The 13,479-nt window shown below is 55.9% G+C and carries 12 protein-coding genes; 4 read left to right on the plus strand and 8 right to left on the minus strand.

Annotation, left to right across the window (positions count from 1 at the left end; genetic code table 11):
- From K0B01_09635 to K0B01_09670, 8 genes are all read right to left on the minus strand, one after another.
- The coding region (locus tag K0B01_09635) for a GGDEF domain-containing protein (GenBank protein MBW6486397.1) at positions 1 to 586 on the minus strand (586 nt) is incomplete at its 3' end.
- Positions 587 to 655: 69 nt separating this feature from the next.
- Complete coding sequence (locus tag K0B01_09640; protein ID MBW6486398.1) at positions 656 to 2,497, minus strand: aldehyde ferredoxin oxidoreductase family protein; 1,842 nt, start codon at positions 2,495 to 2,497, stop codon at positions 656 to 658.
- Between the two features lie 111 nt (positions 2,498 to 2,608).
- Complete coding sequence (locus K0B01_09645) at positions 2,609 to 3,349, minus strand: sulfite exporter TauE/SafE family protein (GenBank protein ID MBW6486399.1); 741 nt, start codon at positions 3,347 to 3,349, stop codon at positions 2,609 to 2,611.
- Positions 3,350 to 3,395: 46 nt separating this feature from the next.
- Entirely contained in the window at positions 3,396 to 4,364 is a 969-nt protein-coding gene (locus K0B01_09650; protein MBW6486400.1) for a hypothetical protein, read from the minus strand.
- Positions 4,365 to 4,584: 220 nt separating this feature from the next.
- Positions 4,585 to 6,282, minus strand: a complete 1,698-nt coding sequence (locus K0B01_09655) for a thiamine pyrophosphate-binding protein (protein ID MBW6486401.1) — start codon at positions 6,280 to 6,282, stop codon at positions 4,585 to 4,587.
- Between the two features lie 194 nt (positions 6,283 to 6,476).
- A complete protein-coding gene (locus tag K0B01_09660) occupies positions 6,477 to 7,313 on the minus strand; it encodes an SDR family oxidoreductase (GenBank protein MBW6486402.1) in 837 nt (278 codons plus the stop codon).
- A gap of 81 nt (positions 7,314 to 7,394) precedes the next feature.
- Positions 7,395 to 7,811, minus strand: coding sequence for a single-stranded DNA-binding protein (locus K0B01_09665; protein ID MBW6486403.1), 417 nt, complete (start codon positions 7,809 to 7,811; stop codon positions 7,395 to 7,397).
- Between the two features lie 190 nt (positions 7,812 to 8,001).
- Positions 8,002 to 10,110, minus strand: coding sequence for a hypothetical protein (locus tag K0B01_09670; protein MBW6486404.1), 2,109 nt, complete (start codon positions 10,108 to 10,110; stop codon positions 8,002 to 8,004).
- 612 nt (positions 10,111 to 10,722) lie between these two features.
- Between K0B01_09670 and K0B01_09675 the strand changes: the two genes are divergently transcribed.
- The 4 genes from K0B01_09675 (at position 10,723) to K0B01_09690 (ending at position 13,475) form a co-directional block, all read left to right on the plus strand.
- Positions 10,723 to 11,874 carry a DUF4143 domain-containing protein gene (locus tag K0B01_09675; protein ID MBW6486405.1) on the plus strand — a complete coding sequence of 384 codons (1,152 nt, stop codon included), beginning with the start codon at positions 10,723 to 10,725 and terminating at the stop codon, positions 11,872 to 11,874.
- Positions 11,875 to 11,904: 30 nt separating this feature from the next.
- Complete coding sequence (locus K0B01_09680) at positions 11,905 to 12,090, plus strand: hypothetical protein (GenBank protein MBW6486406.1); 186 nt, start codon at positions 11,905 to 11,907, stop codon at positions 12,088 to 12,090.
- Between the two features lie 130 nt (positions 12,091 to 12,220).
- Positions 12,221 to 12,934 carry a hypothetical protein gene (locus K0B01_09685; GenBank protein ID MBW6486407.1) on the plus strand — a complete coding sequence of 238 codons (714 nt, stop codon included), beginning with the start codon at positions 12,221 to 12,223 and terminating at the stop codon, positions 12,932 to 12,934.
- Complete coding sequence (locus K0B01_09690) at positions 12,921 to 13,475, plus strand: DUF1788 domain-containing protein (GenBank protein ID MBW6486408.1); 555 nt, start codon at positions 12,921 to 12,923, stop codon at positions 13,473 to 13,475. The genes K0B01_09685 and K0B01_09690 overlap by 14 nt, the downstream gene beginning before the upstream one ends.
- Positions 13,476 to 13,479: the final 4 nt, after the last annotated feature.

Consider the following 13,479-nt stretch of genomic DNA (forward strand, 5'->3'; position numbering starts at 1 on the left):
GCGCAATCACATCAATTTTCCGCAAATGCTCCCGGGTGTAACGAACGATGGCGCGAAGAGCCCGGTCTCCTTCCGGATGTCCGAAACGATCGTTGACTTCCTTAAAATTGTCAAGGTCTAAATAGACTAACGTGAAGGGGCGTCCATATCGTTGCAGACGGTGACATTCCAGCCCCAGCAGTTCAAAAAAACGGCGGGCATTGGCCGCGCCGGTCAGGTAATCCGTGGATGCCAATGCCTTTTCCCGCTCCAAGGCGCTTTTCAATGCCGACAGGAGCAACAAGACAAAAACAAATAACGAGAATCTGATCAAAATATTTAAAACAGCAACAATTTCGTTCTGGTAGATATGCCCGGAGTAAATACCCGCCGCAAACAGCACCAGAACGCCGGCAAGGACAACGACGATCCCTGGCCATCTGCCGAGAAACCAGGTGACAAAAGCAATCGGCAGCAGATAAAACAGCGAAATGGCGAGCTTTTGTCCGGTAAAAAAATCCAGGATGCCGATTGCTGCGAGCAGGGCAAAACTGACCGCCAGCTTGAAAATTTTACCCTGTTTTTCCAGGAGAGCAAGAATATGCATATTTTCTGTCCTCCATGCGTCGGGAAGGAATGACAACGTCAGGCGTCGGCCCGATTATGCGCCGCAAGGTCAACTATCCCAGGGAGGCGCTGTCGGCAAGCCGAGTTCCCTGAGCTTCTCCGGTGTCGGGACGCCGTCCTTGTCCCAGCCGCGCATCTGGTAGTACCGATCCAGCATTTCCGACAGGGCTTCCGGCGGGCAAAACCGTCCCTCGGAAGGTCCCGCGGGGATGGGCTCGTGCATTACCCGCCAGGGCAGGGTATCGTCTTTTCTGGTCACCCCGCGCCGGCAATTGATGAGCCGCTCCAGATTATAGATACTCTCGCCGCAGCGCTCCAGCCAGGCGGCATCGATGCCCCAGCCAGTAATCAGGTTGACCGCTCGCGCCATGTTCTCCCCGATTGCGGTGGGTCCGAGAATCCCCTCTTCGATGAAGCGGCAGATGACAAGCGAGTCCCCGACGCTGGTGAAATGGTTGCTTTTGACGACATATTCGGGGCGCGTGGCAAACCCCGGATCCGGATGCGTTCCCGGATAAAAGGGGCGGGTATCGTGGTGGCTTCCCCCCCGGGTGGCGACGGCGTATCCCAAGGACAGCTCGCGGAGGCCCCGCGCCGAGTGCCCTGCTATCTCCAGCCCCTTGACCTCGTACAGATATTTTGCGGAATCCTTGCCGAATAGCTCGCTTAGCCTTCGGGAGCCCATTGCGAGAAGCTTGCCGACCCCCTCCTGCCGGGCGGTCAGTTTTACCAGCTCCGCCAGCCCTTTGCCATCCGAAAAATTTACGCGTCCCCCCAAATCTGCTTCCGTGACGATCCCCCGTTCGCTGCATTCCGCAACGAAGGCCAGCGTCACCCCCAGCGAAATGGTGTCCATGCCCAGCAAATCGCAAAGATGCGCCGCGTTGAAGAGGGAGTTGAGGTCGGGATTGTCCAGCATGGAGCCCAGCGCATAGATGGTCTCGTATTCCGGCATTTTTACCGTCTGCCCCTCATACTCGCCAGCGCCAACAGTGACGTTCTTCCCGCAGGCCAGCACGCAGCCGGGGCAGGCGGAGAGCCCCGCCCCGCAGTTCGGTAGGAAATAATCGGCGGAGATCTCCCGCCATTCGTCAAAGGTTTCCCGGGTATTGTTGCGGGTTCCGATCATCCCCTTGGCATTTATCAGGCCGGGGAGCGCCCCGGTCCCGAAACTTGTCATGAGTCCCTTGCTTTTTTTCAGCTCCGGGAACTTCTCCGTAAGAAAAACACGGAGCCCATCCCCGTCGGCAACGGCTGTTTTCAGGCCGCCTTTGACTACGACAGCCTTGAGATTTTTCGAGCCCATGACGGCCCCCTGGCCGCCGCGGCCGGCCGTGCCGAGCCTCTGGCCGCCAGCGACGACGTTGGCGAAGGGGATTTTTCTTTCGCCCGCCGGACCGATTGCCATGCAGACAGACCCCTTGCCGCATTCGCCCTGAAGCATCACGATCGTCTCTTCGGTCGTTTTCCCCCAGACATGGGAAGCATCGCGAATCTCCGCTTTGTCTTCATTGATAAAAAGATAAACCGGCCGGGCAGCCTTGCCCTGAATAAAGATCGCTGTCAATCCGGTGCGCTTTTGGGCAATGGCAAAAGCGCCGCCAAAATTGGAGTCGCAAAACAGGCCGGTCAGCGGGGAAATGACGGCCATGTGGGCGCGGCTTGTCCCCCATAGCGGGGTGTCGGTCAGGGGGCCTACGGCGATCGCCACGCCGTTTTTTTCGCCGAGCGGATCGACATTTGCGGGAACGCGCTCACCGATCAGTTTCGCCGCGAATCCGTTCCCGCCGATGAATTTGCGGGCGTCTTCAGCCGGCAGCGTTTCCCGGTCGGCAATGCCTGATGAGAGATCAACATGGAGAATCATTCCGTTAGAACTGTTCGTCAGCATCTTTTCCCTCCTGAAGGTTTGCTGCAGCAAGCAACAGCCTGCGCCCCGGAAAAGCTTTTTCGCCGGATTAGGCCTCCGGCGTCTCTACATGCACGGCTTAGATAACAACTGTCAAGCAAAAACCGCCTGGAAAAGAAGCAGCATTCCGATGATGATCAGCATTACGTGGATCAGCCGGTCGAAACGCCCCGGCAGAATAAAACGCTGGAGCCGCCTCCCGAGCAATAAGGCAAGGAGCGTAACCGGCAGCGAAAGCAGAAAGTAATGGAGTACGGCCGGACTCCAGAGGCCTCCTATGCCGTGGCCGGCAACGATGATAATGCTCGACGGCAGGAAATAACCCTGCAATGTTGCCCGGAATTCGTCGGGTCGCCAGCGGCGCAGCGTACCATAGATGACTACCGGAGGACCGTTGGAGTTATAGGCCCCGCCCAGGATGCCGGCAATAAAGCCAAAGGGATAGGCCAGCCATTCCTTCTTCAGCGCGTCCAGCTGCGGCTTGGCCAGGGAATAGCCGGAAAACCCGATGATGATCAGGGCAAGCAAAATTTTTCCCACGTCTTCGTAAGCGCTTTTCACGACGAAGGTTCCGAGCGGAATGCCCAGTGCGGTTGCCGCCAGAAGACGCCAGGCGCTGCGCAAATCCACGTCCTTCCAGTTTTGCAGCAGGATGCAAACGGCCAGAACGAGCGAGAGGAGTGCTACAAGCGGAGTCGCCGTTTTCATGCCGATTCCGGTCAGCGCCAGCAGGGGCATGGCGACCAGGGCGTTTCCGAAACCGGAAACCGTACGCACCAGGGCGGAGGCAAAAACAACGAGCAGAATGACAACCACGAGGCCGTCAACAATCATCGCGCGGCACTTGGAACGTATGCGGGAATGGATATTTTCTCACTCTTCATCCTTTGACTTCCCCTCGATCATTCATTGGGCAACCTGGCGCATTTGCGTTCTTGTGCGGCTTGGGCAGCGGCGATATGGACCGATACAGGGCGCTCAGGCCTTCTACGTTCATCCCTTGGAAAAGGCCGCTGTTTGTGCCGAGGATGAATCTTTTTCCGGTAGCCAGCCGCTGAATGGCCGCAGTCAAATCCGGCAGCCGCGCCGAATCGCCCGCCTGGATGGCATCGTTTATATCCAGATGTCCCCACAGGCAAAGGGCATTCCCGACTTCCTGCTGCAACCGGGCCATGTCCATCCCCGAGGATTTATCAAGGCAGTGCAGGCCGCTGAACCCCGCGTCAATGATATCCGGGATTACCTCTCTATAATTGCCGTCGGAATGATAGAACGCAAGCAGATTATGCTCCGCCGCCGCCGCTGTCTGTCGGGCCAGGGACGGGAAAAAGTACTCGCGGAGAACCGCGGGCCTCGTCATGAGACCGCTGCCAAAGGCGATGTCGTCTGCCAGAATAACCCCGTCAACCCCACTTTTTGCCAGAAACGCGATCAGGGTTTTATTCAGCTTCTCCACCTGCTGGATGAATCCACGGAGCGCCGCCGGCGCTGTCTTATCCAGCAGCAAAAAGTTCCGAAAGCCCAGGAGACGCAAACCCCATTCAAACGCCCCATCCAACAGGGCAAAGGTAAACAGCAGGGTCTCCGCCGTCCATTTTTTTAAATCAGGCCACAAACACTCGGCGGGGTGGGGCAGTCGTTTTACATTTTGAGGATAAACGGGCGAGATCGTAAAAATATCGAGATTCATTCGGGAAACGAAGGACAAAGTTTCTTCGAAATCGCTCCGCTCCCCTTTTTCGGCCTGCCGGATGAGGGCATGATCAATGCACAACTCGCCGATGGGAATCCGCTCCTGCACTCCCTCGGTCATGCTCTGAAATATCCAGTCACAAGCGCTCTTTTTCACAGCATCAGCCCCAATTCCCCGGTCATCTCTCCAACCCGAAAACGCTGAAATCACGGCGGTTGTCCGCTTGTCAAAGGGACAAGCAGGGCGCCCACGGTAATTTTGTTCTGTCAGCAACAGGCGGAAAATCGCGGGTTTTACACTTCCGTCCTTCATTTAAAAGCAGGCACTTGTATGGAGAACAAATTACCGTGGCAGGGCGCCGCGCCGGGCGATTTTTCTATCCCGCCTTGTAGCCGCCGAGATTGGCCAGGGCGACGCTTCCCGGGCTGATTACCGACTGGTCAATCTTGACATTGACGCAGGCGGTTTTTCCGGAGGCGAAGGCCCGTTCCAGGGCGGGGCGGATATCCTCGGGCTTTTCGACGAGCTCCCCGAAGCCGCCCATTGCCTCGACCATTTTGTGGTAATCCACCCAGTTCAATTCCGTCCCGTTATTGATATGATGGCCCATCCGCAACTGCTGGCTGTGCATGATCATTCCCCAGGCCTGATCGTTGGCGACGACCGCGACGATCGGCAGGCCCTTGCGGATCGCCGTGTTGAATTCCATGAAGTTGAAGCCCACCGAGCCGTCGCCGGTGACGAGCAGAACTCGCTTGCCGGGATGCTTCAACTGCGCGGCATTCGCATAGGGGATGCCGATGGCAAGGCTGCCGTACAGTCCGTAATCGAGGTAATGGCCGCCCCGGAGGATCGTTCTGGTCATGCCCATCCAGGTGGCGGTATCTCCCCCGTCGGCAACGACGATGTCGTCATCCCGGTTCATGAAATCGTTGATCTCCCGGGCCAGCCGCATCGGATGGATCGGCAGTGCGGCTGAATTCCAGAGAGGTTCGGCCTGTTTTTTGCCATCCGCTTCGTACTGGCGGACGGTTTCCAGCCAGGGCCGGAACTGTTCGCGCAGAGAGGCGCTGGAGGTTTCCTCTTCGAGCAGGCCGTTTGTCTCCGCCAGAAACGCCTTGAGGTCGCTGACGATTCCCAGCTCAATCGTCCGGTTCCTGCCGATCTCTTCGGGGGAGATATCGACCTGAATGAATTTTGCGCCCGATGGGAAGATGTCTCCGAAGATGTAGAAAAGACTGAGGCGATTGCCCAGAAAAATTACCAGGTCGGTGGTCATCAGGCTCATCATTGCGGCGCCCGGGCGTATGGCGAGGGACGATTCAAAACAGAGCGGATGGGTGTCGGGGATGACGCCCCGGCCGGCGCCGGCGGTGAAGGCAGGAATCCCCGTTTTTTCAACAAACTCAATCAGTTCCTTTTCCGCATCGGCATACCACGCGCCGCTTCCCGCGATCGCCACCGGGTTTTTGGCCTTTCTGATCATCGCCAAGGCTTTTTTGGCATTTTCCCGGTCAACGGGTCGGGAGGCGATGGCCGTATGCAGCCTTCTTACCTTGGTCAGGTCAACCGCCGCGTTCAGAATGTCGCAGGGAAGTTCGAGATAGACCGGGCCGGGGCGGCCGCTCCCGGCAATCCGGAAGGCCATGTCGATGTACTCCGGAATCCGTTCGGGAACGGAGCAGACCAGCGCCTTTTTGACCATCGGCTCGATGACGGGAAGCTGGCTCATGTCCTGCAGGTCGAGTTTCTCCCGGCTTTCGAGGCCGACACAGCCGGCAATCAGGACGAGCGGCGCGTTGGCGAGCCGGGCGCTGGCAACCCCGGTCAGCGCGTTGGTGAAGCCCGGGCCTGCCGTTACCATTGCCACCGCCGGCTTCCTGTTCATTCTCCCCCAGGCCTCGGCCATGAAGAGCGCCGCCTGTTCGTGGCGGGTGTCGAAGATCGTGATCCCCGTATTTTCCAGATATTGGTAGATGGGGGTGATATGACCGCCGCTCAGCGAAAAGATGTAATCAACCTTCCGCTCCTGAAGAGCCTCCGCGGCAAGCTGTGCGCCAATGACCTTGTCCATTTTGCCTCCTCCTTCTTACAAAGTTAGCCAATTGCAAAAGTCCGGAATGGTATTCCCGCGAAAGCGGGTAAGCGAAGTTTATGTTCACAAAGCGAAGCTTCATGTTCATAATCCAGTTTTCTCAAGGATTTCTGGCCCCCCGCTTTCGCGGGGGTGACACCTGTTGGGGAGTTTTGCAATTACCTCAAATTGGTTTACAATTCCATGCACTGGCCGCCGTCGAGATTAAGGGCCTGACCGGTTATGTACCGGGACTCATCCGAGGCGAGAAACGCGACGAGACTGCCGGCATCCGTGGGAAGTCCTATATAGCCGAGCGGGATTGTTTTGCACATCTCCTGTTCGCGCTCTTCGAGCGTCGAGTTCAGAAACGCGGCCTCAACTCCGAAGCGCCATTTTTCGAGATCCGTTTTGATCTGCCCCGGGCAGATGGCGTTCACCCTGATTCCGGCGCCGCCCAGTTCTTTGGCCATGGTTTTGGTCAGCATGATGACGCCCGCCTTGGCAATGGCGTAGGCGCTGTTGAAAAGCGGCGGAACCTTCCCCGCCCGCGAGGCGGTGTTCACAATCACCCCTGGCCTTCCCGTCATCAGCGGGAGCACCGCCCGCGAGACGCGAAAGACGGAAAAGAGGTTGACGTCAATCGTTTTGATCCAGTCCGCCTCTCCATAACTCAGCACCGTGTTGGGAACCCCGAAGACCGCCCCGGCGTTGTTGCAGAGAATATCGACATGCGGGAAAGCCTCTTTTATTTCCCCGGCCATCTGCGCAATCGAGGAGGTGTCGGTGACATCGACGGCAACGGCAAGCGTCTTTACCTGAAAAGTGTCGGCAAGCTCGGCGGCGATGTCTTTCATTTCCTCGCTCGTCGCTGTCTTTATCGCCAGCTCGGCGGCCACGGGTCTTCCCAGATCGGCAATGACGATATTGCAGCCGGAGGAGGCAAGCGCTGTTGCAATGCCGAAACCGATGCCGCTCGTTTTTCCCGAACCCGTGACGACCGCGGTTTTTCCTTTCAAATCTGGATACATGAGAATCCTCCCGTGTTTAACCGCCTCAACCTTCTTTGTTTGCTAGAAATCAAGCTTCAAATTCTCAAACGCTCTCAACATTTAGAACGGCACGTCTTCATCGGGCAGCGGGCCATCTACCCCGGGGTGCGGCAGAGGCGGTTCCTCGCGCCCGACGTCGGAGTCTCGCTGGCCCTTCGAATCCAGCATCTTCATATCGGAGGCGATGATCTCGGTAAAATATTTCTTGACGCCCTCTTTATCTTCCCAGGATCTGGTCTGAATGCGGCCCTCGACATAAACAAGGCTGCCCTTAACCAGATATTTTCCACAGATTTCAGCCAGTTTTCGATAAGTTACGATACTGTGCCATTCTGTCTTTTGAACCTTCTCGCCGTTTTTATCCTTCCACTGCAAATCAGTAGCTATTCTGAAATTTGTTACCATCGTACCGTCAGGCATGTACTTCACCTCCGGATCCTTCCCCAGCCTGCCTACCAGAATTGCCTTATTGATCATCGCTGTGCCCCTTTCTGAAAACGTAGTTATAATGTTTATAAAACGAATTTTTCCTGAACGGATTCCCGGCCACCATACAGCACCTGGGGAAATGCCGCAATGCAAAAATGTAAAACTCCCCGGAAACTGGGCAGGGCAATAAGGTGCATGTCAGATTGCCCCAGACCGAAGGCGAAGGGGAAAGATGGCATCACCCCTGCCCGGATCGGGACTCCATGCGGGCAATGTACATTCCCTTGCGGTCCCGGTGGTTATAGCGAAAGATTGTATCAACCAGCGGCATGTGCAATTTGCCGAATCTTTCAAAATAGAGGCGGCTCAGCCACATGTAATACTTCTCCATGCTCTTCATGTTCTGCGGAAAACATATTTTGACAAGCTGATTGACGAGCTCCTCCGCCCGATTGTCGAAGAAAGCGGGATTCCCGCCTTGGGGTCCGCCGGGAATGGGCATGTACTCCTGCACAAAAACATACGCCCCGGGCAGCGACCGCAGAAATTGAAAACGCTCGACATCCTCGGCCAGTGTCGCATCAAACCCGTACATGCAGACAAACTCAACATTGTCCTGTCTTTTTCGAAGCCCCAGGTATTCGTAATTGCGCCGCAATACATCAAGATTCCCCACCCCGTTGAGGCTGAAATGGTAGTTGAGGCGGGAAAAACGATAATTCCGGCAGGAAATGCGCCTCAGCAACCCGGCCCGGTTTCTGTCCACAAGCCGCAGGTCAAGGGTCTGATTGAAATTGACCTCCAGTTTTCTTACAGCCATCTCCTCCAGGAATTGCTCCGCCTGAGGGTGGGAAAGGATGTTGTCGTCGAGCAGTACCAGTTTTGTCCTTCCCTGAAGCAAATCGTCAAAATCGCTGACCTGTCTCGGTGCGCCTTCCTTGACGGGGACAAGGCAGAAGCGACAGGCAAAGGGACAACCCCGGGTGAGAAAGCCGACGGCCTTCTCCGCCGTTTCGCTATAAAGGCTGTAATCGGCGGCCATGTTTTCGATTTCGGCAGGCAGCCGCAGTTTCAAATCAAGTCCGGAGCCGCCTGCCTGCAGGCGTTCTCCGAATATTTTCCGAAGCCTCGCCACCCGTTGCAGCGAGGAGTAGCAGTGGAAAACGCAGCTTGCAAAAACCTGCTCCACAGTCTCCACATCCCAGCGCTCCTGCCGCACCAGGGTTGTTTTATATCCGGTGCGGCGGTAAAAGGCGCTCAATTTCATCAGGGCGACATTCGGAATTTTTCCGTCCACATCGATCAGCAGAACCGTTCCGGCGTCCATACGGCCCAGATGGGTGAACCGCCTTTTCGCGGTCGCAGCGACGGGCGCAGGCAGCCCCAGCCTTTTTTCCACAACCTCGCGAGGAAGCGCCTCCGCCGCATCCGCAGGAAGGGCCGCCACAAACTGCATGGTGGGAAACAGGCGATCCAGCGCCGCAATCCAGCCGTTGAATCGGCTATCACGGCAGAATGAGGAAGAAAATCTCCACAGAATAACGCCCGGTCTTTCCAGCGGGTTCAGGTCATGGGGCGTGGCATCCAGCAGATGCCGGACAGCGTCGAGGACGGGGGCGACAGCCTGTATCTGCCAGGGTGTCAATTTTTCCCACTCTCTGGCAAAAGAGACGTCTCTGTCCGTCCAGCGCTCCGTGTCGATCCCGCATTCCTTGCGGAAAAGGGCGCGCAAGAGCTCCATTGTTCTTACCGCCGGCAGGCGCGCCTTCCGGGTTCGGTAGTGGAGTTTTTCAAGAAAGAGCACGGGATCGGTCAAGCAGGCCCCGCTGTCGAAAAGAGACAACAAGCGCCCGGAGCAAACGGTTGTCCGCGAAAAGTCAAAACAGTCCGTGCCTTGATGGAGCTGCCACCTGGGACCGTAGGCCAGCGCGATATTCTGCCGCAAGCTTCGCCCCAGCGGGTTGTGGCGATACGGGATATTGCAGCCGCCGTGGCGGCACTCCTGCCTTGTCATGGTTTGCACGGCGCCCCCCGGCAGCGCCTCAAAGCCCGATGAGACGAGGGGAAATACGTTCGCCGGAACATCGCGGGGGGCGTGTCGGGCAAGGACAAATTCCAGTCTGAGGCTTCTTTTGCTCGGGTTGCCTGCCGAAGGAGGAAATGCCGTGAGGAGGCGGGGGGATTGATTGTCGCCGCAGATCAAGGCAAGCATCCTCAGGCGCTCGGCGGCCCGGGGGGTATCAGGCCAGATCGTCCATTTCCGGAGTTCCGATTCCCCGGAGCGAAAATCCATATTCCCCGCCCCGTTGAGTTCGGCGCCTTCAAAATAAACGGTCAGTATGTGCATCCGCTCTGAATACTCCCCACCCCGCCCTGGCGCAGGGTCTTTGAATAATATGCGCCGCCGTCGCTCCGGCGAAAGCGGCGGTACATTTCGAAATCACCGGATGTCGGCTTCCCCCGGCATGACGATTTGCCGATACCATTATTTGCCCGCATCAGCAAGCCCCATCCACTGAAAAGCAGGGGCCTGCTCTCGGGTGTGGCGAATGGCTGATATTGACTGAAAAATGCAGTTTTGTGAAGGAGTTCTTTCCATTTAACCGTGCCGCGGGCTCCTTACATTTCCTCAATTGCATGTGAAACATGAACCATAACAGCTTTCTTTTTCTCCATGAAATCTCTCCTTCCCGCCCTCGCCATATACACTAAATTCTAAGGGAGGAAGTGTCTCACTCACATTGGCACAGAGGGTCCCCCTGTCCAGTTTTTAGGGAGTGTGTATAATTCCCAGATACAGCTTGAGCCGCCCAAGAAAGAAAAGCTGGAACAATTCCTCGAAAACAAACGCCGCGAGATCGCGGAAGGATAAAATCGCGTGATCATCATCATTTTCTGTTGCCATCCGTGTAAATATGTTTTATAAAATAGCATCTCTTCTGCTATTTTGAGGCGCAAAATGGAATCAATCCCGCGATATTTCATACCTCCTGCCGATCACTTCTTCCTGCTTGGCCCTCGCGGTACGGGCAAGACCTGGTTGACCAGGAGACTTTTTCTCCAGGCGCTGCGGATAGATCTTCTGGATCCGGAAACTTTACGTGCGCTGTCGGCGAGACCAGAGCGTCTGCGCGAGTTGGTAGGGGCCAGGCCGGAAGTCCGGCAGGTGGTCATCGACGAAGTGCAAAAACTGCCGATCTTACTGGATGTGGTCCATCTGCTGATCGAGGAAAAGCAGGGCGTACAGTTTATATTTACCGGCTCGAGCGCCCGCAAACTTCGGCGCGGCGGCATAAATCTCTTGGGCGGACGGGCGGCGCAAAAGACGTTGTATCCCTTCATGGCCGCCGAACTCGGCGCACAATTCAAACTGGAGGAGGCATTGCGCCTGGGCATGCTGCCAATCGTGCGGGGGGGCAAGGCACCCGAGGAAATCCTGCGCGCCTACAACGGCCTCTATCTGCGGGAAGAAGTGCAGATGGAAGGGTTAGTGCGCAATATCGGAAACTTTTCGCGCTTCCTCGAAGCCATCAGCTTTTCGCAGGCGGCCGTGCTCAACCTGGCTAACGTTGCCCGGGATTGCCACGTAAACCGCAAAACGGTGGAGGGCTATCTGGAAATATTGGAGGATCTTTTGCTCGCTTTCCGAGTACCGGTTTTCACCCGGCGGGCAAAGCGCGAACTGGCGGCACATCCGAAGTTCTTCTTTTTTGATGCTGGCGTCTTCCGCGCCAACCGGCCGTCCGGTCCCCTGGATGCTCCGTCGGAGATCGACGGAGCGGCGCTGGAGAGTCTCGTTGCCCAGCATCTGCGGGCCTGGTGCGACTATTCGGCAGGACAACACCAATTGTATTACTGGCAGACACGGTCGCAAGTAGAGGTGGATTTCGTGGTCTATGGCGAGGCTGGGTTGTACGCGCTGGAAGTGAAGAACTCCTCCCAGGTGCGGCCGGAAGATCTGCGCGGGCTTAAAAGCTTCGGCGAAGACTTTCCGGAAAGCCACCGCTGGCTGCTGTATCGGGGGAAGGAGAGATTTTTGCGAGACGGCATCCTCTGTGTACCCTGCGAGGAGTTCCTGCTTCGACTGAAACCAGGCGAGTTTCCAACATGACCATACTCGAAGCCGAAGGATGGGAAAGGAGTGCTGCGCGGCAAAAAGAGCAATCGTTATGCCTGCGCAGGAGGGCAAAAAATTTTTCATAGTGCTTCATTAATTAAGGCACTGTTATTATGTATTTTACAACGACGTATTGAAAATTTTGTCAGTAATAAAATAACCGGCGGTCAGGGAATCGCGCCGGAAGATATTTATCAAATAAAGCCTTGAATAACCAACATAATGGTTGTATGTGGGCGAACAACAATCTCATTTCATATACATAGGCAGGTGTATGTTAATATATGACGATCCCTTCGGTTTCTCTAAAGCCAGTCTCGGGGGCCATTCGGCGCGGTCGATGATGTATCTGGAGATGCGTGCTCTTGTTCAGGCCATGCCCCTCACGGCGACGAAGAATGATTTAGCCCGGGCCATTCTCGATGAAAATGTCCTGGAAAAATCCACTTTGAGCAGTCGCAAGAAGAGTCTTCGCCATTTAAGAGACTTATATGGCTTGGACCGCGAAAAAGCATTGTTCCGCGTTCTCTGGGATTTTGGACACACCGATTTTGATTCCCTGCCCCAGCTCTGCCTGGTTTGTGCCTATGCCCGTGATCCGCAACTGCGCCAGAGCTTCGAGTTGGTTCGCACCCTGCGCCTCGGCGAGGTTCTGGAAAGAACCGCAATGGAACAGCATCTCGAAAACGGTTTTCCTGGCCGCTTCAGTCGGGTCACGAAAGCCTCGATGGCCAGAAACGTAAATACAACTTGGACATTCAGCGGCCACCTCGCAGGTAAAGTAAAAAAGATCAGAAGCTTCCCTGATTTTCGACCCGTTTCAGCAGCTTACGCCATGTTCGTGGGCTACTTGACTGGGCTACGTGGCGAGCGGTTGCTCGACTCTGCCTTTGCCTCACTCGTTTCGTCGAACCGAGCACAATTGCAGGCCTCGCTTTCATTGGCTTCCGCAAAAGGACTGCTTTCACTCAAACAAGCGGCGGGCATTGTGGAATTTGATTTTTCCAATCTTCTCACCCCGGCAGAAGAGGTTCTCCTTCATGAATCGCATTGACCAGTTACTCGAAAACTATCGCAGCCATATTCAAATGCCGCTTCGGCCTGGGCTGCCGGCATCGCAGCGTGTGTGGTTTGCCGTTTATCCTGCCGAGGATGAAAGGCGGCTCATCAATCGCATTGACGATTTCGAGATGGCGACCAAGGAAGCCGGCCATCCTTGGGTGCGCGTCGACCTGAAAGGCAGTTTGGCCCGGTGGCTTGCCTCCGTCGATGAGGAAGAACGGGCCGAATGGTTCAAGAATCCTGGTGATATTGAACTGTATGCCAAAACCGAATGGAAAGATGTTCTCACGGAGTTTTTTCAAAAGGAGGTCGATCGTTCCAGGACACCCGAAAAAACTGTCTTTGCCCTGACGGGATTGATGGACCTTTACGACTTTCTACACGTCTCCGACTTGATTGAGGGTTTGGAAAAAACCTTCCCCGGATACCTGCTCGTTTTTTTCCCTGGCGAGAAAGAGGGGAACACCTATCGTTTTCTCGATGCACGAACTGGATGGAATTACCTCGCGGCCCCGATACTTTCCGAGAAATAACAAC

It is taken from the genome of Syntrophobacterales bacterium, from assembly GCA_019429105.1.
In the GTDB taxonomy this organism is placed as follows: domain Bacteria; phylum Desulfobacterota; class Syntrophia; order Syntrophales; family UBA5619; genus DYTH01.